The organism is Flavobacterium acetivorans (genome assembly GCF_020911885.1).
GTDB classification, from domain to species: Bacteria; Bacteroidota; Bacteroidia; order Flavobacteriales; family Flavobacteriaceae; genus Flavobacterium; species Flavobacterium acetivorans.
Genome location: NZ_CP087132.1, coordinates 2,051,058 through 2,075,032 on the forward strand (window position 1 = coordinate 2,051,058; position 23,975 = coordinate 2,075,032).

General features: G+C 33.5%; 24 protein-coding genes. 12 read left to right on the plus strand and 12 right to left on the minus strand.

Annotation, left to right across the window (positions count from 1 at the left end; translation table 11 throughout):
• Window positions 1–85 precede the first annotated feature (85 nt).
• Complete coding sequence (rho, locus tag LNP19_RS09060; RefSeq protein WP_230061612.1) at window positions 86–1,891, plus strand: transcription termination factor Rho; 1,806 nt, start codon at window positions 86–88, stop codon at window positions 1,889–1,891.
• A gap of 66 nt (window positions 1,892–1,957) precedes the next feature.
• Here rho and LNP19_RS09065 read toward each other — a convergent pair whose 3' ends face one another.
• The 3 genes from LNP19_RS09065 to LNP19_RS09075 form a co-directional block, all read right to left on the minus strand.
• Window positions 1,958–3,202, minus strand: coding sequence for an RsmB/NOP family class I SAM-dependent RNA methyltransferase (locus LNP19_RS09065; RefSeq protein ID WP_230061613.1), 1,245 nt, complete (start codon window positions 3,200–3,202; stop codon window positions 1,958–1,960).
• A gap of 129 nt (window positions 3,203–3,331) precedes the next feature.
• Complete coding sequence (locus tag LNP19_RS09070; RefSeq protein WP_230061614.1) at window positions 3,332–5,293, minus strand: KUP/HAK/KT family potassium transporter; 1,962 nt, start codon at window positions 5,291–5,293, stop codon at window positions 3,332–3,334.
• Between the two features lie 129 nt (window positions 5,294–5,422).
• A complete protein-coding gene (locus LNP19_RS09075; RefSeq protein ID WP_230061615.1) occupies window positions 5,423–6,628 on the minus strand; it encodes a hypothetical protein in 1,206 nt (401 codons plus the stop codon).
• A gap of 116 nt (window positions 6,629–6,744) precedes the next feature.
• Between LNP19_RS09075 and LNP19_RS09080 the strand changes: the two genes are divergently transcribed.
• Window positions 6,745–7,809, plus strand: coding sequence for a WD40/YVTN/BNR-like repeat-containing protein (locus LNP19_RS09080; RefSeq protein ID WP_230061616.1), 1,065 nt, complete (start codon window positions 6,745–6,747; stop codon window positions 7,807–7,809).
• Window positions 7,810–7,864: 55 nt separating this feature from the next.
• Here the strand turns inward: LNP19_RS09080 and LNP19_RS09085 are convergent, their stop codons facing one another.
• From LNP19_RS09085 to LNP19_RS09100, 4 genes are all read right to left on the minus strand, one after another.
• A complete protein-coding gene (locus LNP19_RS09085) occupies window positions 7,865–8,326 on the minus strand; it encodes a sensor of ECF-type sigma factor (protein ID WP_230061617.1) in 462 nt (153 codons plus the stop codon).
• A gap of 56 nt (window positions 8,327–8,382) precedes the next feature.
• A complete protein-coding gene (locus tag LNP19_RS09090) occupies window positions 8,383–8,796 on the minus strand; it encodes a hypothetical protein (protein WP_230061618.1) in 414 nt (137 codons plus the stop codon).
• A 33-nt stretch (window positions 8,797–8,829) separates the two neighbouring features.
• Window positions 8,830–9,369 (minus strand): RNA polymerase sigma factor, encoded by a 540-nt coding sequence (locus LNP19_RS09095; RefSeq protein ID WP_230064223.1) that lies wholly within the window; start codon window positions 9,367–9,369, stop codon window positions 8,830–8,832.
• Window positions 9,370–9,432: 63 nt separating this feature from the next.
• The gene (locus LNP19_RS09100) at window positions 9,433–10,632 is read right to left on the minus strand and encodes an SRPBCC family protein (RefSeq protein WP_230061619.1); all 1,200 of its coding nucleotides are present in this window, start codon (window positions 10,630–10,632) and stop codon (window positions 9,433–9,435) included.
• Between the two features lie 597 nt (window positions 10,633–11,229).
• Here LNP19_RS09100 and LNP19_RS09110 point away from each other — a divergent pair.
• Window positions 11,230–11,616 (plus strand): nucleoside triphosphate pyrophosphohydrolase family protein, encoded by a 387-nt coding sequence (locus LNP19_RS09110; protein WP_230061621.1) that lies wholly within the window; start codon window positions 11,230–11,232, stop codon window positions 11,614–11,616.
• Between the two features lie 70 nt (window positions 11,617–11,686).
• On the opposite strand, the gene LNP19_RS09115 is transcribed toward LNP19_RS09110, so the two are convergent.
• On the minus strand, window positions 11,687–12,754 hold the full coding sequence (locus LNP19_RS09115) for a branched-chain amino acid aminotransferase (protein ID WP_230061622.1): 1,068 nt from the start codon (window positions 12,752–12,754) through the stop codon (window positions 11,687–11,689).
• A gap of 299 nt (window positions 12,755–13,053) precedes the next feature.
• On the opposite strand from LNP19_RS09115, the gene mnmC2 reads away from it, so the two are divergent.
• Together mnmC2 and LNP19_RS09125 are read left to right on the plus strand one after the other, a co-directional pair.
• On the plus strand, window positions 13,054–13,719 hold the full coding sequence (gene mnmC2 / locus LNP19_RS09120) for a tRNA (5-methylaminomethyl-2-thiouridine)(34)-methyltransferase MnmC2 (RefSeq protein ID WP_230061623.1): 666 nt from the start codon (window positions 13,054–13,056) through the stop codon (window positions 13,717–13,719).
• Between the two features lie 158 nt (window positions 13,720–13,877).
• Entirely contained in the window at window positions 13,878–14,075 is a 198-nt protein-coding gene (locus tag LNP19_RS09125; RefSeq protein ID WP_230061624.1) for a hypothetical protein, read from the plus strand.
• Between the two features lie 37 nt (window positions 14,076–14,112).
• On the opposite strand, the gene LNP19_RS09130 is transcribed toward LNP19_RS09125, so the two are convergent.
• On the minus strand, window positions 14,113–15,054 hold the full coding sequence (locus LNP19_RS09130; RefSeq protein ID WP_230061625.1) for a LysR substrate-binding domain-containing protein: 942 nt from the start codon (window positions 15,052–15,054) through the stop codon (window positions 14,113–14,115).
• 95 nt (window positions 15,055–15,149) lie between these two features.
• On the opposite strand from LNP19_RS09130, the gene LNP19_RS09135 reads away from it, so the two are divergent.
• From LNP19_RS09135 to can, 4 genes are all read left to right on the plus strand, one after another.
• Complete coding sequence (locus LNP19_RS09135; protein WP_230061626.1) at window positions 15,150–15,629, plus strand: Dps family protein; 480 nt, start codon at window positions 15,150–15,152, stop codon at window positions 15,627–15,629.
• 133 nt (window positions 15,630–15,762) lie between these two features.
• Entirely contained in the window at window positions 15,763–16,053 is a 291-nt protein-coding gene (locus LNP19_RS09140; RefSeq protein WP_230061627.1) for a hypothetical protein, read from the plus strand.
• A gap of 82 nt (window positions 16,054–16,135) precedes the next feature.
• Window positions 16,136–17,791: a SulP family inorganic anion transporter gene (locus LNP19_RS09145; RefSeq protein WP_230061628.1), complete on the plus strand. Its 1,656-nt coding sequence runs from the start codon at window positions 16,136–16,138 to the stop codon at window positions 17,789–17,791.
• Window positions 17,792–17,882: 91 nt separating this feature from the next.
• Complete coding sequence (gene can / locus LNP19_RS09150) at window positions 17,883–18,518, plus strand: carbonate dehydratase (protein WP_230061629.1); 636 nt, start codon at window positions 17,883–17,885, stop codon at window positions 18,516–18,518.
• Between the two features lie 30 nt (window positions 18,519–18,548).
• On the opposite strand, the gene LNP19_RS09155 is transcribed toward can, so the two are convergent.
• Together LNP19_RS09155 and LNP19_RS09160 are read right to left on the minus strand one after the other, a co-directional pair.
• The gene (locus LNP19_RS09155) at window positions 18,549–19,751 is read right to left on the minus strand and encodes an LETM1-related biofilm-associated protein (protein WP_230061630.1); all 1,203 of its coding nucleotides are present in this window, start codon (window positions 19,749–19,751) and stop codon (window positions 18,549–18,551) included.
• Between the two features lie 102 nt (window positions 19,752–19,853).
• Window positions 19,854–20,381, minus strand: a complete 528-nt coding sequence (locus tag LNP19_RS09160; protein WP_230061631.1) for a superoxide dismutase family protein — start codon at window positions 20,379–20,381, stop codon at window positions 19,854–19,856.
• Window positions 20,382–20,577: 196 nt separating this feature from the next.
• Between LNP19_RS09160 and LNP19_RS09165 the strand changes: the two genes are divergently transcribed.
• The 3 genes from LNP19_RS09165 to LNP19_RS09175 all read left to right on the plus strand — a co-directional run bounded on the left by LNP19_RS09165 (window position 20,578) and on the right by LNP19_RS09175 (window position 22,087).
• Entirely contained in the window at window positions 20,578–21,009 is a 432-nt protein-coding gene (locus tag LNP19_RS09165; RefSeq protein WP_230061632.1) for an META domain-containing protein, read from the plus strand.
• Between the two features lie 75 nt (window positions 21,010–21,084).
• On the plus strand, window positions 21,085–21,606 hold the full coding sequence (locus LNP19_RS09170) for a DUF4251 domain-containing protein (protein ID WP_230061633.1): 522 nt from the start codon (window positions 21,085–21,087) through the stop codon (window positions 21,604–21,606).
• 103 nt (window positions 21,607–21,709) lie between these two features.
• The gene (locus LNP19_RS09175) at window positions 21,710–22,087 is read left to right on the plus strand and encodes a copper resistance protein NlpE (RefSeq protein ID WP_230061634.1); all 378 of its coding nucleotides are present in this window, start codon (window positions 21,710–21,712) and stop codon (window positions 22,085–22,087) included.
• A gap of 87 nt (window positions 22,088–22,174) precedes the next feature.
• On the opposite strand, the gene LNP19_RS09180 is transcribed toward LNP19_RS09175, so the two are convergent.
• On the minus strand, window positions 22,175–23,965 hold the full coding sequence (locus tag LNP19_RS09180; RefSeq protein WP_230061635.1) for an acyl-CoA dehydrogenase family protein: 1,791 nt from the start codon (window positions 23,963–23,965) through the stop codon (window positions 22,175–22,177).
• Between the last annotated feature and the right edge of the window lie 10 nt (window positions 23,966–23,975).

Below are 23,975 nucleotides of genomic sequence, written 5' to 3' on the forward strand. Positions count from 1 at the left end.
CACTTCATACTGCGGTCAATTCATAATTATTATTTACTACCTATCTTTTAGAGTATTTCCAAATTAATTTAACTCAAGAACATTCATGTTTGATATTTCTGCATTAAAAGAAATGAAGCTTGCTGAGCTCCAAGAAATAGCTAAGGCTGCAAAAACCATAAAATTTAACGGTGTAAAAAAAGAAACCTTAATAGGTCAGATTTTAGAGCATCAAGCTAATCATATAGCAGCTAAACCAGAAACTAAACCCGAAGCTGATACTGAGGAATCGAAACCTAAAAGAGCTCGAATTGTACCGGTTAAAAAAGCGGTTATCCAAAAAAACAAAATCGCTCCAGTTGTTGTAAATGAAGAGAAGTCACTTGAAAGTAGTGGTGTTTCCCAAGAGTTGGATTTTTCGGCAGTGGAAACAACCTCAGATGCAGTCCTAGATGAAACAGCACCCAAAACAATAATTCCAGTTGAGAAAAAAGGGACTAAAGTTATCAAATTTAATAAGTCAGCTTACGAAAAGAAAATTGCCTTAAAAAAAGATAAAGAGAAGGAAAAAGAAAAGGTAACGGTAACGGTTGCAGATAATGATGCAGTAGCAGATAAAGAGATAGTTGTAGAGAGTACAATTGTTTCAACTACAGAAGCCATTGTGCCTAGTAAAAAAATAAATCCACACGATCGAAAGAGAACGGATGATGCTAACCAGTTGAATAAGCAGAATCCAAATCAAAACCCCAATTTTAAAAATAAAAAGAATAATTTTAGAGATTCCGATTTTGAATTTGACGGAATAATAGAAAGCGAAGGTGTTCTTGAAATGATGCCCGATGGTTATGGTTTCTTGCGTTCATCGGATTATAATTATTTAGCTTCACCCGATGATATTTATTTATCGACGTCACAAATTAGATTATTTGGTCTAAAAACCGGAGATACGGTAAAAGGAGTGGTAAGACCTCCAAAAGAAGGGGAGAAGTTCTTCCCTTTGGTACGAGTTTTAAAAATAAACGGACATGATCCACAAGTAGTCCGTGACCGAGTTTCATTCGAACATTTAACTCCTGTTTTTCCTTCTGAAAAATTTAAATTGGCTGAAAAGCAAAGCACCATTTCAACGCGAATTATTGATTTATTTTCTCCAATAGGTAAAGGGCAACGTGGAATGATTGTAGCTCAACCTAAAACGGGTAAAACGATGTTGCTGAAAGAAATAGCCAATGCTATTGCTGCCAATCATCCTGAAGTTTATCTTATTGTTTTATTGATTGATGAGAGACCTGAAGAGGTGACTGATATGCAACGTTCTGTGCGTGGTGAGGTAATTGCTTCTACATTTGATAGAGAACCTCAAGAACACGTTAAAATTGCTAATATCGTGCTTGAAAAAGCAAAACGATTAGTAGAATGTGGTCATGATGTGGTGATTCTTCTAGATTCCATTACGCGTTTAGCAAGAGCTTATAACACCGTACAGCCTGCTTCAGGAAAGGTATTGAGTGGTGGTGTTGATGCCAATGCTTTGCAGAAACCAAAACGTTTCTTTGGAGCCGCCCGTAATGTAGAAAATGGTGGTTCATTGAGTATTATTGCAACAGCATTGACTGAAACTGGTTCTAAAATGGACGAAGTTATTTTTGAAGAATTTAAAGGTACTGGTAATATGGAATTGCAATTAGATCGAAAAATCGCTAATAAACGTATTTTCCCTGCAATAGATTTAACTTCTTCTAGCACCAGACGTGACGATATGTTATTGGATCAAAAAACATTGCAACGCATGTGGATTATGAGAAAATACCTTTCGGATATGAATCCAGTAGAGGCGATGGATTTCATCAATGATCGTTTTAAGAAAACAAGAAATAATGATGAGTTTTTGATCTCTATGAATGATTAAATTTTCTTTTTCAAAATAAAAAAGTCTTCCGTTTTGGAAGACTTTTTTATTTTATGAGAAAGCGATTTAAGCCTTAACTTCTTTGATTTCCTTAGCTTGCACTTTTCGTTCTAACAAGGCCATGTAAAAACCATCAAAACCAGATTCTGAAGCCAATATCTTTTGGTCTTTTATAAAGTTGAATTGTTTTCCAATATCAGTAGTTAAAAAACGGGCAACCTGTTCTTGGTTTTCCGAAGGCAAAACAGAGCAGGTAGCGTAAACTAGTTTACCTCCTGGTTTTACAATTTTGGAATAGCTTTCTAAAACCTCAGATTGTACTTTACGGATATTATCAATAAATTCAGGTTTCAATTTCCATTTGGCATCAGGGTTTCTTTTAAGAACACCTAAACCGCTACATGGAGCATCAATCAGTACACGATCAGCTTTTTCATGCAGTTTTTTAATCACCTTTGTGGTATCAATAATTCGATATTCAATATTAAAGGCACCATCTCTTTTGGCTCTCAATTTTAATTGCTTTAATTTACTTTCATATAAATCCATTGCAATCAGCTGACCTTTGTTTTCCATCAAAGCGGCGATATGCAAGGTTTTTCCACCAGCACCGGCACAAGTATCCACTACACGCATCCCTGGCTTCACGTCAAGAAAGGCAGCTACTAGTTGTGAGTTGGCATCCTGTACTTCAAAGAAACCTTGTTTGAAAGCATCAGTCATGAAAACATTAGCTCTTTCTTTTAATACTAAAGCATCAGGCTGATTTTTTAAATAGTCAGTTTCGATGTCTAAATCCATTAAGATTGCTCTTAATGTTTCTTTAGTTGTTTTTAAGGTGTTTACTCTAAGAATTACTTTAGCGGGTTGGTTTTGAGCGGCAATTTCAGTCGACCAAACTTTTTCTCCTAGTTCTTTTACTCCTAATTCGTCCATCCAGTCTGGAATAGATTCTTTGATGGCTCTGGTTTTTGAAAGTTCATCAAAACGACCTTTTATTTTTCTTTCTGGAGTTCCTTCGAGTTGGCGCCAATCCGGAATTGGATAACCTCTTAAAACTGCCCATACGGCAAACATTCTCCAAAGATTGTCTCTATCAAAAGGTTCTCTTACTTCGGCAATTTCGGCATATAATCTTTTCCATCTTACAATTTCATAGATTGTTTCGGCTACAAACTTTCGGTCTGAACTTCCCCAACGTTTGTCTTTTTTTAAGGCTCTTGCAACCACTTTATCGGCATATTCTCCTTCGTTAAATATCGCATTTAAAGAGTCAATGGTGGTATAAACTAAATTTCTGTGTAATCTCATTTTAAATAATTGAGGTGCAAAGGTACTATTAATTGGTTGAAAGTTAAATTTTTAATAATGAATGTTAGTTTTATATTTTATCCATAAAAAAAACACTGCTTAAAACAGTGTTTTTCTTTTATTTATAGCTTATTTAATTCGGGTTAAACCAATGTTTTCCGGTGGATGAAGTACCATTGGGAATTTCTCTATTTTCACCGAACTGCTGTCCAGACCAAAAGCTCCTTCTTCTGACAAGCTTAATTTCTTAATAAAGAAATACGAATTCATGATTATTTTTTCGTGCCATCTTAAATCACTATCGTTGGAAAGGAATTTTTCAGATAGTACAAATTTGAAATCGCCTATTATATTGTTTTTATTTAAAGATTCATAACGGCTAGTGACATCAACTTCTCCTTTTTTTACCATGTCCTTGATTACTTCTCTAAACATCAAACTTATTTTAGTAGGCTCTCTAAATCCTAAATTAAAATCCACACGATACAAGTCGTCTTTGATAATTTCGGTTACTTTGTATTCTGTTTTATAAGGTTCGCTTAAGATATTAACATGTACAAACCAGTACAAATCAGCTCTTTTTGGTCTTTTTTGTAAAATAGAATACATTACTTTTTCTTCAATTTCATCTATGCGATTGGCATTGGTCATGTAAACCAGGTGGGTGGCGTATTTTGGTATGCTTAAGTCGGCGCTTAGTTCCATCAATACTTTTTTGTAGTCTTGTATTTTTACAATTTTGGTGTAACTCTTACTGATTTTCTTAGCTAAATACCAAGTAGTCATTACTGAAATTAAAATAATGGCAATTATCAAGGTTACATAACCTCCTTCTGAAAATTTAGTGATATTCGCTGCTAAAAAGCTGAATTCAATCGCTAGGTAAATGGTGATTAAAGGAACAATAAAGTATAATTTGACCCTTTTCATAATCAAGTAGAAATTGAGTAAAATAGTGGTCATAATCATACATAAAATAATGGCTAATCCATAGGCGTGTTCCATATTTCCAGATTCTTCAAAGTGCAAAACAATTCCAACACAGCCAAAGAAAAGCAACCAGTTTATCGAAGGGATATAGAGCTGACCTTTTAATTCTGTAGGGTATTTGATTTTAACTTTTGGCCAGAAATTCAATCGCATCGCTTCATTTATTAAAGTAAAGGAACCACTGATAAGGGCTTGAGAAGCAATAACGGCCGCTAGGGTAGCAATTACAATTCCAATTGGTTGGAACCAATCGGCCATGATGAGATAAAAAGGGTTACCATTAGATCCTCCTAGACTTTTTAAGGTAGCTCCTTCGTGATGAATTAAATAAGCCGCTTGACCAAAATAATTAAGTACTAAAGTCGTTTTTACAAAAATCCAGCTAATTCTAATGTTTTTTCGACCACAATGTCCCATGTCTGAATACAAGGCTTCGGCTCCGGTGGTACATAGAAATACAAAACCTAATACGAAGAATCCGTCCGGATGAATCGATAATAAATGGTAGGCGTAGTATGGATTAAAAGCCTTGAAAACTTCGGGGTGTTTTATAATTTGTAAAAGTCCCAAAATTCCTAGCATGCTAAACCAAATAAGCATCATGGGTGCAAAAAATTTACCAACTAATTTTGTTCCGAACTGTTGAATAGTAAAAAGAACAAACAAAATTCCAATTACAATAGGGATGGTGTTTATTTGCGGATAATAGGTTTTAATTCCTTCCACAGCAGATGAAACTGAAATGGGAGGTGTGATAATTCCATCGGCGAGTAAGGCACTTCCTCCAATAATGGCGGGGACAATAAGCCATTTTATTTTTGTTTTCTTAACTAGAGCATACAAGGCAAAGATTCCACCTTCGCCATGATTATCAGCACTGAGTGTAATGATTACGTATTTAATGGTGGTTTGTAAGGTAAGAGTCCAAAAAACGCAGGATATTCCTCCTAGAACAATATCGGCATTAATGGTATGATCTCCCAAAATGGCTTTCATAACGTATAAAGGAGAAGTTCCTATATCCCCGTAAATTATACCTAATGTAATTAATAAACCACCTAAAGTTAATTTGGTATGCAGGTTTTTATGCGCGGTGCTCATGTAATATTTTTAAAAAACTCGTCAAATTTAGTCTTTTTAATGAAACATGTGCTTTTTATTTAGAAAAAGAGAATTAAATAAAAACACGGCCAATTGGCCGTGCTTAAAATCATTAGATTTATATAATTTTTAAGATCTTCTGTTATTCTCTGTAGACTGATTTCCTCTTCTTGATTCGGCTCTTGGGGGAGCTGATTGTTTCGAAGGTGTAGCTCTGTTTTGAGAAAAATCTCTTGGAGTTGCTGCTCTTTGCGGAGCTGCTTCTCTGGAAGGATTGACTCTGTTTTGCGAATAGTCTCTTGGTGTTTCTGCTCTTTGCGGAGCGGCTTCTCGGGAAGGATTCACTCTGTTCTGAGCGTAGTTTCTTTGATTATCTGCTCTTTGCGGAGTGGATTCTCTAGAGGGATTAACTCTGTTTTGAGAATAGTTTCTTTGAGTTTCTGTTCTTTGCGGAACAGATTCTCTAGAAGAGTTTACTTTATTTTGAGAATAGTCTCTTTGATTTTCGGTTCTTTTGTTTCCAGCCTCTCTGTTAGAATAAGTTCTGTTTCTAGAATAATCTGCATTGTTTCTTGTGCTACTGTATCTTGTAGTTCTTCTTTGATCTAGCTCATAACGATTAGTAATGTTGTTGTTTCTTCTAGAAAAACTGTATTCAGGACGTTGTCTTTCGTATCCATTAGATCGACGGGAACTGTATAAAATCGGAGCACGATTACTTCTTCTATAGTTTACATAATTATAGTGATTGTTTATGTTTAAAGAAATACTGATGTTAGATCTGTATCTGTAAACAGGATATGGGTTCCATGCATAATAGTACGATGGGTAGTAATTCCAATACCAGTTTGAAACATAGGGACGGTAATTGTAAGACCAAAAAGAAGCGTAAATTACAGGAGTGCTATAATATACGGGTTCGTATATGTAATTAGAACCATACATGTATTCATTACCTACAATCTGGATCTGAATTCTATTGTTGCGATCTTTTTCTACTTCTATTGTCGCTACGTCTTGGTATACATCACGGTCAAGAACAGATTGAACAATGATAACATGGGTGTTTTTTTCTACCGTTTCAATAACACGAAGATAGTCTACCTCGTCGTCGTCATTCAAATCTAAATTAGAAATTTGGAGTTTTGGATCGTTTAGGCGTCTCTCAAAATCTTGCAGATCCCTAGAGTCTCCAAAAATATCGGCAACGGCTCTAAGATCTAAATTATCGCTAATTTCATCGCTCATAGCATTTACTCTGGTGCTATTTTGTGCTTGTGCCTGACTCGCAAAAATGGAGGTTACAAGGCTTAGGAATAGTATTTTAGTTTTCATAATAGGTGTATTTAAGTATGATAATTTCGAATATTCAATTACTGTGCCAATAAATTTTAAGTTCAAACGGTTTTCTTGTATTTAATTGTAAATTAGCCCCGAATAAATTGACAACAATGAGAACTTTTATTTTGCTATTTCTAACTGTGTTTTTTTTAAAATCTTGTAAAACAATTAGAAATGAAAACGAAAATAAGAATAAGACTATTTTTAAATCGGTACAGATTGATACGCTTTTTCAGGATAATATCAGTATTAGAGCTATCGCAATTGATGGAAATAAAATTTGGTACGCAGCAAATGGATCCCGATTCGGTTTTTATGATTTGCAAAAGAAAGTCAGAAATGAAAGGCATATTGCAAATGATAGCTTGAAGTTAGAGTTTAGGAGTGTAGCTCAAACGCCTAAAAATGTTTTTATGTTAAGTGTCGCTAATCCGGCTTTGTTGTATAAGGTGTCTAAAGAGAATTGGACTACAACTTTAGTATATCAGGAGAATAATGAAAAAGTATTCTATGATAGTATGCAATTTTGGAATGAAAAAGAAGGGATTGCTATAGGTGATCCAGTTGAAGATTGTTTATCAATAATTATAACAAGAGACGGTGGAAATACGTGGAATAAAGTTCCGTCCAGTAAGCTTCCTAAAATTATTGAAGGCGAAGCAGCTTTTGCGGCAAGCAACACTAATATTGTATTAAAAGGAAATAAGGTTTGGGTTGTTTCAGGAGGAAAAAAATCTAGAGTTTTTCATTCAGCTGATAAAGGAAATAACTGGGAAGTATTTGCAACACCTATAATGCAAGGAAAAACGATGACCGGGATTTTCACCTCGGATTTTTATGATGCCAAAAATGGATTTGTTGCGGGCGGAGATTATGAATTGCCAAATCAAAATTTTGGCAACAAAGCCATTACTTCAGATGGTGGGAAAACATGGAAATTGATAGCAGAGAATGAAGGTTTTGGCTATGCTTCTTGTGTGCAATATATTCCGGGTAGCGATGGAAAATCCTTGGTAAGTGTAGGAGCCAGTGGACTTTATTATTCCTATGATAGTGGAGAATCTTGGAAACAATTAGTTGTTGATCCAAATATTTTTACAATTCGATTTATAAACAATCACACGGCAATTGCCGCAGGGAAAGATAAAATGATTCGAATCCGGTTTTTAAAATAAAACCCAACGCAATAGCTTGTATCGGGTTGGGTTCTTTGGGTATTTTGAATACTAATTACTCTTTTTTGGGAGTTCGGTTTCTGTATTGATGTAGCAATTTTCGATTAAAATCTTCTTCAGCTTTTTTTAGTTTTAAAATTTTTACCGCAGGAAGTACAGGTTTTATATCTCGCACGAATTTTTTTCGCAATAAAAACAATTCCTCATCTGTAGTCTCTATTTGAGTTAATAATAAGCGAGCATCTTTATCGCTCATGCTGTTTAGGGCATCATCACCCATTCGGCTCATGTATGCTCTCATTTTTTGATGTCTTATTTCAAATTGTTTATCATCAAAACGATTGTAAATAGGCCAAAATTTTTCAGACTCAGTAGTAGTCATTTCTAATTCAGTGGTTAAAAAAGCTATTTTTAAGGCTCTAACCTGTTCTTTCTTTTCTTTCATCTTTTCGCTTTGGGCATAAAAATTAAAAGAAGTCAATAGTAAGAGTATGGGCAGAATTTTTTTTAAGTTCATTTTTAATTGTATTTGTTGTTTTAGATTCAAAGTAAAAAAAAATACTTTGTTGTGAATTATTCTAATAAAAGGTGCTCTAGATTAGCATTAGTAGCTAGAATATCTTCAATGGTTTTGTCTTCTAGTACAACTGTAGCTTGCATATTGTTTATGTCTTCAGTATCCAAAGCATTGATCAAGTCATATTGATTCATGTTCGATTGATAGCTCAAATAATTTTCGATAGTTGTTGCGTCTAATTCTTTTGAAGCTCTTAAAGAACGATTTATTTGAGGAATTAAAAGTGCAATAACTAAAACTGCGGCCGCCATCATTAATGTTCTTTTTCTTTTTTGAAAAAACGAAATTACCTTTGGTTTTTCTTCGGGTAATTGTTGCATCATTCTTTCTAAAAAATTTTCAAAATAATGCTCTGGAGTGCTAAATCCAGATTCAATTTTGGGCTCGTTTTCTAATTTAAATGTTTTCATAACGTATGTTAGACTTAATTATGGACAAAAGGTTTAATCTGTCGTTACAAAGGCTTCTATTTTTTTTACGGCAATATGGTAAGATGCTTTCAAGGCTCCGACTGAGGTTCCTAGTATTTCTGATATTTCCTCATACTTCAGCTCTTCAAAATATTTCATTTTAAAGATCAGCTGTTGTTTTTCGGGCAGGGCTATAATTGCTTTGTGCAATTTTATTTGAATTTCATTTCCATCAAAATACGGATCTGATTTTAGATTATCTATGGCTTTGTTTTGCAATGTCTCGGATGATATTCCGTTTTTTTTGGCCTTTTGATTTAAAAAGCTCAGCGCTTCATTTGTGGCAATGCGATACATCCAAGAGAATAATTTACTTTCTCCTTTAAAGTTTTTTAGATGTTGGAATACCTTAATAAAGGTATTTTGCAAGACATCATTAGTATCATCGTGGTTCAGGACAATGTTACGGATGTGATTGTAGAGCGGTTTCTGATAGGTAAACAAGAGCTTTTGAAACGCTTCGTTTTGCGTTTTTGGATTCAATAACAGTTGAATAAATTCTTCTTCTGGCAAAGCTATTATTTTGTAATTAGAATGGAATTCTTTCAATAGGTTTAATCCAAGCTTTAAAAAGTATTAAAATTCGGATTGTCCTTCTTCTTTAATTTTTGGAGTTGCTGTTTTTTTAGGCTCACTACTTTTTTGAACCGGTTTGGTTTTTTTTACCGCTTCTACTGCGTTTGGATCAGTAGTTGTTGGATCTTCGTTGATTTCGTTGTAAGAAGGAACTCCTTGGTTTATCACTTTTATTGGGGTGATTTTAGGTATTATTGGTACGAAAATTTCAGTAAGCCATTCAGAAGGTTTCTTTGTGTCGTCTTTGCCATTGGTATATATCTCAAGGTGCGAAAACAAAGGATTGCGAGTAATTTGGTTCTTTTGAAGATAATCAACCGATTTGTTTAAGGCTTTTTTTAGATGTGAATAATCGCCGCTAAGAGTGGTTTTGACCGCTTCAAAGGCTTCTAGTTTTCCAGATTCAATGTCGCTTCCTGCAGTGATGAAAATTTCACTTTGAATAGGAACACCTATAGAAATTTTTGCTAATCCTTTTTGGGTGTCATAAGTATGGTAAAGGATAAAAGGTTTTCCTGCAATTGCGATATTGTTGTCCTTGCAAAAATCAGTGATTTTAGGGATGACAATTTTAAAATTCTTGTTAATTTTGGCTATTTCACTGGTGAAAGTTTGACATAAATAAAAACTTAATGGTTTTGTAACTATTCCGTTTTCTTTAATAGAAAAGGTGTTTATTTCATAAACGAGCGCCTTGTCTAAATTGATGAGTGTTTTTTCATAAATAGTACCAATAACTTTGTCCGCTCCACCATTTAAAGCGGTGTATACTTTTAAGAAAAAGCTCATTTTTCCTTTTGTTTTCCAAGTTACTTTTGTGCCGCCTAGGGTGTCTTTAAATGTCCAATTGATTGAAGAGGTAGTGCCTTCAGAATCCATTTTTTGTGAAATATCTTCGTTTTCTTTCACGCTAAGGGTACGCATTTCACCGTTACTTTCTTTGCCTTCCCAAGAGAAGGAAGCTCCTTTTCCAATCGTATTTTCGGAATAATTTATTTTAGCTTCAGGGTCTTCGATTGTCCAAGAAATGAAGTCGGCCCAGTTTCTATAATCATTTACATAATTGAATACAGCAGATTTGGGAGAATTTATTATTTTGCTTCTTTCGATTGTATAATCTCCTTTTTGGGTAGCAATAAAGATGGTTAGTGCTACTAAACTTAATAATAGTAAAAGAAATATATATTTTAAAATCCTCATAATGCATTCGTTATTTTCTGTCGTAAAGTTAGAATTTTTATTAATATGTAGGACGAATCATAAAAAAATATGCTAAAGTTTGCGCTACTTCATCGACGATTATATTCTGGGAAATAATTGATATAAACGATAGCAATGAAAACAACTGCTATTGGATTATTTAGGATAAAAGTAATAAAAAATCAATTGGAGCTATAATTGTTTGAATTGTAGCTTTTAAGATAGTGTCAATGCCTTTGTTTTAGCTTTTTTTGAATTAAAAAAAAGAAAATTTGTAACTGTTTTTAAAAAGGAATATTAAATTCTTTAATTATGGAATAAAAAAACTAGCGTTTGAAAAATATTTTTATCAAAAATAAAATCCCGATAAAAATAATGAAACCTAGTAATACCTTTTGGTTTCCTTTGTAGAAAACTCGGTGTATTTTGATGTCTTTTCGGTAGGAAAAAATGATCGCGATAACAAAAGCAATAAAAAAACAGAGTGTAAATATCAATTGTCCTTGGCTAAACATAGTCTAAATTTTTTTTTCACAAAAATAGACAATTGTTTAAGAATAGTTACTAATTTGCCTTTTCATTTAACAAATAATAATCATGCAAAAACAAATCGATTCAGTTAAGGAATTTCATACTGCATTTAAAATAGGACATAGTGAAACCCCAATTGCTGATTTGGGTGTGACTAAAAAGACCCTTCGTTATCATTTGATGAAAGAAGAAAATGAAGAATATCTAGAAGCGGTTCAAAACAATGATTTAGTAGAAATTGCTGATGCATTGGGCGATATGATGTACATTCTTTGTGGAACTATTATCGAGCATGGATTGCAGCATAAAATTGAAGCCGTTTTTGACGAAATTCAACGTAGTAATATGAGTAAGTTGGGTGAAGATGGCAATCCCATATATCGTGAGGACGGTAAAGTAATGAAAGGGCCTAATTATTTTAAGCCTGATTTTTCAAAGATATTAGGAGAGTAAACTTGTTCTAATAAAAAAATCCCATTTAATTAAAAATGGGATTTTTTGAAGAATAGTTATAGTCAGTAACTTATATTTTAACGGTCCAACCAAAAGTATCTTCGGCTAACTTATTTTGAATATTTGTTAACTTGTCTTTAAGTTGTGTTGCCATTGCATTTTCTATTTTTGGCAATTCATGGTATGTCTCTTTATATGAAAAACCGGAGATAGGGCTTATAACGGCAGCTGTTCCTGCACCAAAGATTTCTTTCAAACTTCCGTTTTCAGCAGCTTCAACTAATTCAGATACTAGAACTGAACGAACTTCCACATTAATACCTTCGCTTTTTGCTAAGTCAATAAGTGTTTTTCGGGTTACACCATCAAGAATTCTTTCGCTGGTAGGAGCAGTAAGTAAAGTGTCGTTAATTCTAAAGAATACGTTCATTGTTCCCGCTTCTTCCAGTTTTGTGTGAGTTGCATCATCCGTCCAGATTACTTGTTGGAAACCTTCTTTATTAGCTAAAGTTGTTGGGTAAAATTGAGCAGCATAATTTCCAGCGGCTTTTGCAGCTCCAATTCCGCCATTTGCGGCTCTGCTAAAGTGTTCAGCAATCACTACTTTTACATCGCCTGAATAATAAGAAGTAACAGGTGATAAGATAATCATGAATTTATAATCATCAGATGGATTTGCAATTACACCGGTACCGGTTGCAATCATAAATGGTCTGATGTACATGGCATTTCCTTTTCCTTTTTTTACCCATTCTTGATCAATTTTCAATAATTGACTCAATCCATCCATAAATACAGTTTCCGGAACTTCAGGCATAGCCATTCTCACTGCTGATTTATTGAAGCGATTGTAGTTTTCATCTGGTCTAAAAAGCCAAATATCGCTATTGTCATCTTTGTAAGCTTTCATACCTTCAAAAATGGCTTGACCATAATGGAAAACTCTCATTGACGGATCGGCTAGGAAAGGAGCGTATGGTTTGATGACCGGGGTTTGCCATTCTCCATTGGTGAAATCACATTCTAACATATGATCTGTAAATACAGCTCCAAAGCTTAAGCTGTCAAAATCTACTTCATTTATTTTTGAAGTAGCTGCTTTCGTGATGTCAATTTTGTTGGTTTGAGTTGCACTCATAATAAGGTATTGTTTTTACTTTTTTTGGATTAGAAAAAAACTAAATAATCATTTTTTTTATTAAATGAAGTTTAATTGATGCAAAATTAAATAAAAACTTATTCAATCTTTGATAAAACAACATTAATTGTTGTTATAGAACATCTTTTATTTATATATTAAAAAATGAATAAAATCGAGATAATTTCTATAGGATGTGTAATAAATTAGAGTTCTTTTTAAATTAATTATATGTTTTTTTGTCTAATTTTGACAACTTTAAATTAGTCTTATTCATAAATACCCTCAAAACAAGCATTTTGCAAAGAGAAATTATACAAACTCACGATGGTTCGACCACAATTCATATAAAAGAATGGGATGAATGTTACCATTCTAAACATGGAGCGATCCAAGAGGCACAGCATGTTTTTATCAAAAACGGACTTTCCTTATTTCAAAATAAAGAAGTTTCTATCTTGGAAATCGGATTTGGAACTGGGTTAAATGCATTTATTACTTTTTTGGAAGCAAGGAAGATGAACCAATCAATCCATTATATTGGGGTAGAAGCGTATCCAATTTCGACAGAAGAGTTGGTTTCGATGAATTATGTAGAAGAATTGGATGCCAATGGGGAAAAGGAAATTTTTGAAAAGATGCACCAATCCAATTGGGATGAAAAAGTAGAGTTGAGTGATCATTTTTCATTGGAAAAACGAAAACAATTCTTTCAAGAAATTGAGGATACAGGCCAATATGATTTGATCTATTTTGATGCTTTTGGCTATCGCGTACAACCCGAGTTGTGGAGTACGGCGATTTTTTCTAAAATGTTTGCATCCTTAAAAGATAAAGGAATTTTAGTCACTTATGCAGCCAGAGGTGTGATTAAACGCAGTATGATTGAGGCGGGGTTCACAGTTGAAAAGATGGCTGGACCACCAGGAAAAAGGGAAATGTTTCGGGCTACAAAATCTATGTGATTTACTATTAAGTTATTATACAGTGTGAAGTGAAAAATCTTTATTTTTGTATGAAATAGAATTCATAATTGAACGTTAAATATGTATTATTATGTTTTGAAAAATGTATATTTACAGAAAGTTTAAATAAAATACTAACCTAAATCTCTTATTTTATTATGTCGAAAATTATGTTTGATTACACTAAATCAATACTGGAAAGAGTAAGTTTCGATCCGACACTTTTTTGTAAGGAATTAGAAAAAGCCATTAAAACCTTGTTGCCTTACGAAATGGAACAGTTGAAGGAATGGTTGTCTACCTTTATAATCGAAAAACCGGAATTAAAGCAGTGTTTGTTACTGGTTAAAGTATAAATAATTAAGAAAAAGGAACCTCTCGGTTCCTTTTTTTTTATTTCTTTTGGATTGGACTTATAATTTGTACATTTTGAAAGACAATGGCTCCTTTTATAACACCGGCAATGGTACTTCTTAGGGCGTCAATAATTTGTATTTTTAATTCATTTTTTGGAAAAAGAAGGCTTATTTCGCGAGCCGGTTTAGGTTCCTTAAAATGGCGAAGTTTTCTTTTATCAGATTCTTTTAAATCCAAAGTGTGCAAGTAGGGTAAGAGCGTTGTTCCGAGTCCTTCGTCGGCTAGTTTTATTAAGGTTTCAAAGCTTCCGCTTTCTATTCGAAAATGATTGAAATCTTTTGTAGTGTTTTGTTTGCACAAATTAAGGATACCCTCTCTAAAGCAATGTCCGTCCTGTAACAATAATATTTCGTCTAAATTTAAATCCTCAATTTCGATTTCTTCTTTTTTGAAATGTTGATGTTCTTCGGGAATATAGGCTACAAACGGTTCAAAATATAAAACAATTTCTTTTATCTTCTCTTCCATCAATGGAGTTGCTGCTATCGCTGCATCCAGATGACCGTTGTTAAGCCTTGTAATAATTTCCTCAGTATTTAACTCTTCGATAATGAGTTTTACTTTAGGGTATTTTTTAATAAAATTATTCAAGAACATCGGTAATAGAGTAGGCATGACTGTTGGAATAATACCTAGTCTAAATTCGCCTCCTATGAATCCTTTTTGTTGTTCTACTATGTCTTGTATTCTATCGGCTTCATTAACTATGTTTTTGGCTTGATTCACGATCTTTTGACCAATTTCAGTAAGTTGGATTGGTTTTTTAGATCGGTCAAATATTAAGATACTTAATTCTTCTTCTATTTTTTGAATTTGCATGCTCAACGTGGGTTGAGTGACAAAACATTTTTCGGCAGCAAGGGTAAAATTTTTGTGCTCTGCTACAGCCAGCACGTATTTTAATTGTGTAATGGTCATATATAATATTTTATGATGTAAATATAAAAACAATCAATTTAACTTATAGTTTAAAAGCTGTTTTTCTTTGGTATTTTTGAAAAAAAGTAAAAATTATGGAGAAAAATATTTTAGGATTACCAGTAGAGGCGTCACAATCAATTGTAAATGAATTGAATGTGTTGTTGTCAAATTATCAGGTATATTATCAAAATTTGAGAGGGATTCATTGGAATATTAAGGGTAAGCGATTCTTTGATTTACATGTTAAGTTTGAGGAATTGTATAATGATTCCCAATTGAAAATAGATTTGATTGCGGAGCGAGTTCTTACTTTAGGAGGAATTCCATTGCATACTTTTGAAGATTATTTAGAAAAAAGTACCATCAGCGTAGGGAAAAATATTTTCAAGGATGAGAAGGCAATTCAGTTAATTGTAAGTTCATTGTCACATCTTTTAATTATTGAAAGGAAAGTTTTTGATTCGGCTACAGCGATAAATGATGAAGGAACAAGCTCGATGTTAGGCGATTTTATTAGCGAACAAGAAAAAACTATTTGGATGATGCAATCGTGGTTAGAAGAAGGGATTTGAAATTTCTAAAGGAAAACATAGGGGACAGAATGATAGATATTTAGCGTTCTGTTTCATTTTAGCTATGTTAATTTTTTTTAAAATTTTCACAACTTTTTTTTGATTTTATGCATTTACACCTATTTTTGCCCCAATGAAATTAATAGCAAGTCTTTTTTTATTCTTATTTCTAGCCTTTTTATCTACGCCAGCAATTGTGACTGTGATAGAAAAGTCTTGCGACACTTCTATGTTTTTTAGTTTATCCGAAGAAGAACATCATACCCATAAAGAGATTAAGAATTTTGTTTACGACAACAATTCTTCTTACATCGGTTTTAACGATGGAAAAATAAACAAGTCTAGTTTAATTCATTCTGAGAACTTATCGAAACACGATAATGTTTCGGCATCCATTTTTTCACCTCCGCCCAATTTCGCATAATATTTTCGATTAAATTTTAAAAATTAAATTTCTGCAATCTTTTTGATATGCAGCATATTTACATACAATTTATAGTAATATTATGTCAAAAAAAATAAATCTTTTTGCCAATTTAAAATCTGATTTTGCTTCAGGTTTGGTAGTTTTTTTAGTTGCACTTCCCTTATGTTTAGGAATTGCAATGGCCTCAGGGGCGCCCTTATTTTCGGGAATTATTTCAGGAATAATTGGAGGTATTGTTGTGGGCTATTTGAGTCAGTCTCACATTAGTGTTACGGGTCCGGCTGCGGGATTAACAGCAATTATATTGACCGCAATTACAGATCTTGGTGCTTTCGATGTTTTTTTAACTGCAGTTTTTATTGCAGGATTAATCCAATTAGGTTTGGGGTTTTTAAAAGCAGGAAGTATTTCTAATTATTTCCCAACCAATGTAATTGAAGGAATGTTAGCAGGTATTGGAGTCATTATTATTTTAAAACAAATCCCACATGCTTTTGGATATGATGCTGATTTTGAAGGAGACCAGTCTTTTGTACAGAATGATGGGAACAATTCTTTTACTGCTTTATTTGAAGTTTTTAATCATATTCAATTAGGAGCGGTTGTAATTACAGCTGTTTCTTTAGTTATCCTTATTTCTTGGGATAAGGTTTCTTTCTTGAAGAAATTGAAGTTAATTCCAGGTGCCTTGGTGGCGGTAATTCTAGGGATTATTTTAAACGAATGGTTTATCCAATCAGGAAGTTCTTTTGCTATTTCGCAAGAACATTTAGTGAACTTACCTATTCCTCAGTCTTTTGAAGAGTTTAAGGCAATTATTGTCACTCCAAATTTTGCTGGAATTATGAATCCCCAAGTTTGGGTTGTAGGTTTAACTATTGCTATTGTTGCTTCTATTGAAACCTTGTTATGCATTGAAGCTGCTGATAGAATGGATGCGCAAAAGAGATATACTAATACTAATATTGAGCTTAAAGCACAAGGAATTGGAAATATGGTGAGTTCTCTTTTAGGAGGATTGCCTATGACATCAGTGGTTGTAAGATCTTCGGCGAATAATAATGCTGGGGCAAAATCTAAAATGTCTACTATTATTCACGGCTTATTATTATTGATAAGTGTGCTTAGTATTCCTATGATTTTAAATAAGATACCATTGGCAACTTTGGCAACAATACTAATTTTAGTTGGTTACAAATTGGCAAAACCAGCTACGTTTATTCATTTTTGGCAGAAAGGCAAGTATCAGTTTGTCCCTTTTATTGCTACTTTGATTGCTGTGGTTGCTACAGATTTGCTTAAAGGAGTCTTGTTAGGAATTGTTATCAGTGTTATTTTTATCTTGAGAGGAAACTTAAAACGCGCCTACAGTTTCAAAAAAGAAGAGTATATAGATGGAGATATTATTCATATCGATTTAGCCCAAGAAGTCTCTTTCTTGAATAAAGCGGCCATAAAATTGACGCTGAATGAAATACCTGAAAATTCTAAAGTAATTATCAATGCACATGATACTGTCTATATTGCTCACGATATCTTGGATTTAATACGAGAATTCAAAACGACAAGAGCAATTGATGAGAATATTAAGGTAAAATTGAAAGGCTTTAAAAAGGCTTACGACCTGGAGAATACGCCAGATTCGCCGAATCACGTTACCTTTGAACATTATTACGATGTTGCCAAAAGAGTAATGGTTAAGAAAGAAAAAGTTAATGAAATTTTTCAAAATTAATACAAATAAAAGATCAATGTAATTCGGATTTTAAAATTGATTTACATTTACAAATGTTTTAAAGCTAATTAAAATTAAAAAAATAAATAAGATGAGTGATTTTTATAAAAAAATATTAGACAATAATAAAAAATGGGTTGAAGAGGCATTATCAAAAGACGCGAACTATTTTGCAGATTTAGCCAAAGGTCAAACACCACCATTGTTATGGATAGGATGTTCTGATAGTCGTGTTCCTGCTAATGAAATTATCGGAGCTAAACCAGGTGAGGTATTTGTACATAGAAATATTGCCAATATGGTTGTACATTCTGATATGAACATGCTAAGTGTTTTAGATTATGCGGTAAATGTTTTAAAAGTAAAGCATGTTATTGTATGTGGACACTATGGTTGTGGTGGAATAAAAGCCGCAATGGGAAATGATTCTATAGGTATTATTGACAACTGGATCAGACACATTAAGAATGTGTATCGTTTGCATAATGTTTATTTGGATTCGATTACTGATGAAAATGAGCGTTTTAATGCCTTTGTTGAGATAAATGCAAAAGAACAAGTTTTTGATTTATCAAAAACATCAATCGTTCAAAACGCTTGGAAAAACGGTCAGGATTTAACCATACACGGTTGGGTTTATGGTTTGAATTCCGGTTTTGTTACGGATTTAAATGTCAACATCAGCTCAAACCATGAATTGGACGAAGTTTACCAATTAAATTTATAAAAATAAAAAATCGCCTTCGGGCGATTTTTTTTATTCGTTTTCGTCAAGATTTTCATTGAAAGCCGAGGGCAGTAGTTTAGGGATAAACTTAATTAAAATAGGGAGTAGTAAGCTGCCACCGGGAAGCAGGAAAATAGTTAGAGAAGGAATTGTTTTGCAAATATCTAACAATTGCTTTTTTACCTTTTTCTTTTCTTTTTCGTCTAAATCTCTTCTAGTGGAATAGGCTAGTAATAGCATCAATTCTTTACTTTGAATGATTTCTTTTATCAGTCTGTTTTTATTGCGTGTAATTAATGTAATTACACTTTGCGTTGTTTGATCATAGAAATGTTTAACCGGATTGGAGTAATTAAAATAAGGAATCTCATTTTTATGGTTCATTATAAATTCGTCTGTGCTTTTAATACTTTCGCTTACAAAAGCATCGGGAATCTCAATAAGCTCTGCTAATTTATGCAAGAAATAGGTTTCTTCATTTTCAATTTTTCCGTCACTCCATAGTGCCATTCCGGCCATATCGATCAAATAGTATTTTTCTAATTCAGAACTGAAATAGTCTAAATTAAGACCTTCCAAATTTTGGACACTCACACGCGAGAATTTACTATAGCGGACAGAAGCTTCAAAAAGTTTAATCAATAAATCATCATAATAGGATTTATGAGACTTGGTTTTCAAAGCCAGAGAAACTAAGCTGATAACGGCCTCTTCAATTTTTTTTAAATATTTCTCAGGGATGATTCCATGAATTAAATATTGACGGAATGCCAATACGTCAATAAACAATAACGCATTGGTTACAATGTGAGAAAAATTTTTACTGATAATGTCTATATTGGTTTGAACCCTATTGTCAATTATCTTTTCTAAATTTAAAGAAGCGGGGCTATTGGGTAATACTTTTTTAAATAAATTAAATCCCTGCGGATTCATTGAGTTGTAAAAATCTAATGCTTTGGCAATAAAAATTTCTGGATTGTTTTCTTGGGTTGTTAAACCATAAATGGAATAAAGGGTGTTTAATAAAGCCACTTTTGGAATTTCATTTTGCATCCAGCCCTTAGTTTCTATTGGAACTGCTGTTTCAAAAGAGACAATATGACCATAAATGAATCCAGTATTTCTGATATTTTGATAAAATAAATTAGGATTGCTATAAACAGTTAAAGGGACTGTTTTTTGCTTAGTAAAATATTTGTCTATCCAACCTGATGCAGAAGGGTTAATCATTTCTCATTTTTAAAGCTGCAAAGCTATGTTTTTTTTGATTAGCTTATTAAACTAAAACAACCATCTTATCATAAAATAAATAGGATGGTTGTTTGAATTGTTTTATTTGATGATTGCAGAACAAGCTACTCTGGCACCTGCGTTTCCAGCAGGTTGAGAAACAAAATCATCACTACCTTGATGAACAATTAATCCCTTACCCAGAATATCTTTGGTAGGATCTTCACCACCAATACTCCATTCATCTGTAGTCATGGAAATTGTTCCGTTTCCATTAGCATCAGCTGTGAAATTTCCGATGTCACCTCTATGGTATTCTCCTACACCCCATTTTCCATGGTTCTTAAAGGTAGGATTCCAATGTCCTCCTGCTGAACTTCCATCGGCAGCAGAACAATCTGATTTTTCATGAATGTGAATGGCATGAAGTCCGGGAGTTAAACCGGTTAATTTGGCCACAAAAGTTACTTTGCCGTTTTTTTCTACAAAAGTTGCCGTGCCTGAAACGGTACTGTTACTTTTTGCTTCAAAGCTAATGCTTAGTTTTTTGGTATCATTTGAACTGTTACTGGTTTTACAACCGATCAGAATGGTTAGAATTAGTGCGGTCGATAAGATTAGTTTTTTCATTTGAGCTATTTTAAAAAAATTATAATTAATCGTAAAGTTACTTTAAATTTGATGGAAATCCTTGTATGGCTTGGAAAAAATAATTTAATGATGATCTCTATTTAACAATTCTATAGTACAAGTTGATAGAATTAACCCTTAATTTTGTACCAGTTTTTAACGAGTTTTTACTCAAAATCATTTAATATTATTAAGTATGAAAAAGGTATTTTTATCTCTAACCATTTTATGTCTTGCTATTGTGTCTTGCAATTCAACTAAATCTACAGTTAACAAAGAAGCTTCACTAGAAGGAACTTGGGAGTTGAATTATATCACAGGTCCAAGGATTGCTTTTGAAGGTTTGTATCCAGAGAAAAAACCAACGATTGTCTTCAATTTGAAAGAAAACCGTGTGTCAGGCAATAATAGCTGTAATAGTTACATGGGAGCATTGAATGTAAAAGGACAAAAAATTGATTTTAAAGATGCCAAAATGGCCATGACCATGATGGCTTGTGAGGGTCAAGGTGGGGATTTGTATATGTCAACCCTTGATAAAATTGATTCTTATGCCATTTCTGAAGATGGAAAAACACTGAATTTTATTATGGGAGATATCGCAATGATGCGTTTTACTAAGAAATAAAACAAACAAATTGATGCCCTGTAAGGGGCATTTTTTGTTTATAGTCTACTATTACTGAATTAAGAAATTGCAGCTATGAAATCAAAAAAAATAATTCTAGTAGTGTTCCTTTTACTGGCAGTTACTTTTAGCTTTGCTCAAGAAAAAACTAGAAAACAATTAAGAAAAGAAAAGCAAATTGAAAAAGCAAGACAAACTTCTATTTTGATAGATTCCAATGAGTTTGTTTTTGTTGCTAATAAAGCTTTTCCATTGGGATTTAGAGACATCGATTTAACAACAAATCCTAATTTTATAGAGTTTAAACCAGATTTTATTAGGAGCGAAATGCCTTTTTTTGGAAGAGGTTATAGCGGCATCGGTTATGGAGGAGACACAGGATTAAAATTTGAGGGTAAGCCAAGTGAATTCACAATAGAGAAAGGTAAAAAGACTTATGAAATAAAAGCCATGGTAAGAGGGAAACAAGATGTTTTTAAGATTTTGCTTTCTGTTTTTTTTGATGGGAATGCTAGTCTTACTATTAGTTCTAATAATCGCAGCACAATTTCTTATAACGGTGAAATAGCCAAGATAGAAAAGAAAGGGGACAAGTAGTTTGTTCCAATAGTATAACCTTAATTAAATTACAATTATGAAGTATGTTATTTTTATAATTTTTTGTTTGTCTTTAGTTCTTTTTAGTTGTAAAAAGGAGAAAGTGAAAAATGAAGTTCAAGCTGTTTCAACTGATACGACGGTAGTGGATATGCACAATTCGCAAATTGCTTTAGATTGGTCAGGGATTTATAAAGGTGTTATTCCTTGTGCTGATTGTGTGGGAATTGAAACGGAGGTAATTCTTAATCAAGACATGACTTTTGTCATGAGAACAAAATATCTAGGTAAGGGTGACCAAAAAATATTTGAAGAAAAAGGAACTTTTGTTTGGGACAAAACAGGTTCAATTGTTTCCTTAAAAGGAATTAACGAAACACCTATTCAATATAAAGTTGCTGAAAACAAATTGATACAATTAGATATGGAAGGAAATACAATTAGTGGCTCCTTAGCCGATAATTATATTTTGACAAAATAATATTGTTGACTGTAGCTAAAAAAAACCGTCTCGTTATTTAAAACTTGACGGTTTTTCAGCATTTTGAATTAGTATCGGTTTTTGCTATTAAAAGCAATATTCGTTTTCGGCGACTATTTTAGTCGTAATAATTTCTCTTAATCCAACAATATTTGGCATGTTGGTGTATTTTGTGAAACGTCTCAAGCCCATTAGCATCATGCGTTGTTCGTCGCCTTCGGCAAATGAAATGACACTTTCCTTTCCTTTTTGAGTCACAATGTCCACAGCTTTGTATAAATAAAGTTTAGCCATAGCAATTTGTTCTTGTACTTTGTCTTCGCCTTCTTTCTTGGCTAGTTTTTCCGTTCTAAGGATGGTACTTTCAGCCATATAAATTTCAATTAATATATCCGAAGCCGCCATTAATAATTGTTGGTGTCCTTCTAAATCTGGACCGTATTTTTGTACAGCACCTCCGGCAACCATTAAGAATGCTTTTTTCAGTTTTCCAATCATTTCTTTCTCTTCTGCAAATAATTCAGAATAATCAGGAGTGTCAAATGAAGGAATTCCCATCAATTCTTCTTGAACTTTAGAAGCTGGTCCTAGCAAATCAACATGGCCTTTCATGGCTTTTTTGATAAGCATACCAACAGATAGCATTCTGTTGATTTCGTTTGTTCCTTCGTAAATACGGGCAATTCTGGCATCTCTCCAAGCACTTTCCATTGGTGTGTCTTCTGAGAATCCCATTCCTCCAAAGATTTGGATTCCTTCATCAGCACAGTTTTGAATGTCTTCAGAAACAGCTACTTTTAGAATAGAACATTCAATAGCATATTCTTCAACCCCTTTCAATTCTGCTTCCTGATGTGTAGAGCCTTCAGCTTCGCGGGCAATAATTCGATCTTCTATATCTTTTGCAGCACGATAAGTAGCACTTTCTCCCGCATAACAACTCGTTGCCATTTCGGCTAGTTTGTAACGAATGGCTCCAAATTGAGCAATAGGAGTGTTAAATTGGATTCTTTCATTGGCATATTTAGCTGAACCGGAAATCACTCTGCGTTGTGCATCTAAACAAGCTGCGGCTAATTTGATGCGGCCTACGTTCAACGCATTCATGGCAATTTTAAATCCATTTCCTCTTTCAGAAAGCATGTTTTCAACCGGAACTTTGGTTTCATTAAAGAAAACCTGACGAGTAGAAGAAGCACGGATACCTAGTTTGTGTTCTTCTTCATTCATAGAAATTCCGTTATCAGCGGTATTTTCTACAATGAATCCCGTGATATTTTTATCATCCCCAATTCGGGCAAAAACAATAAATAGAGAACAGAATCCTGCATTCGAAATCCACATTTTTTGACCTGTAATCGAATAATATTTTCCGTCTTCAGATAAAACCGCTTTCGTTTTTCCGGAATTTGCATCAGATCCGGCACCCGGTTCTGTCAAACAATAAGCACCAAACCATTCGCCAGTAGCTAATTTAGGTACGTATTTTTGTTTTTGTTCTTCCGTTCCGTATAAGGTGATTGGCATAGTTCCAATTCCGGTGTGTGCTCCAAAAGCTGTTGAAAACGAACCTGTAGCTCCAGAAATATAATCGCAAACTAAAACGGTGTTTACAAAGCCCATTCCCATTCCGCCGTAAGCCTCAGGAACAGCTACGCTTAAAAAGCCTAGATCTCCAGCTTTTTTCATAGACTCTTCGGTAAAAGCGTAGTCCTTTTTCTCAAAACGATCTTTGTTAGGCCACAATTCTTTATCGACAAACTCTTTTACAGAGTCGCGCATCATTAATTGTTCTTCATTGAAATCTTCTGGAGTGAAGATGTTTTCGCACTTAGTTTCTTTTACAAGGAATTGACCTCCTCTGGTTACGTCGCTCATTTTACTTTTT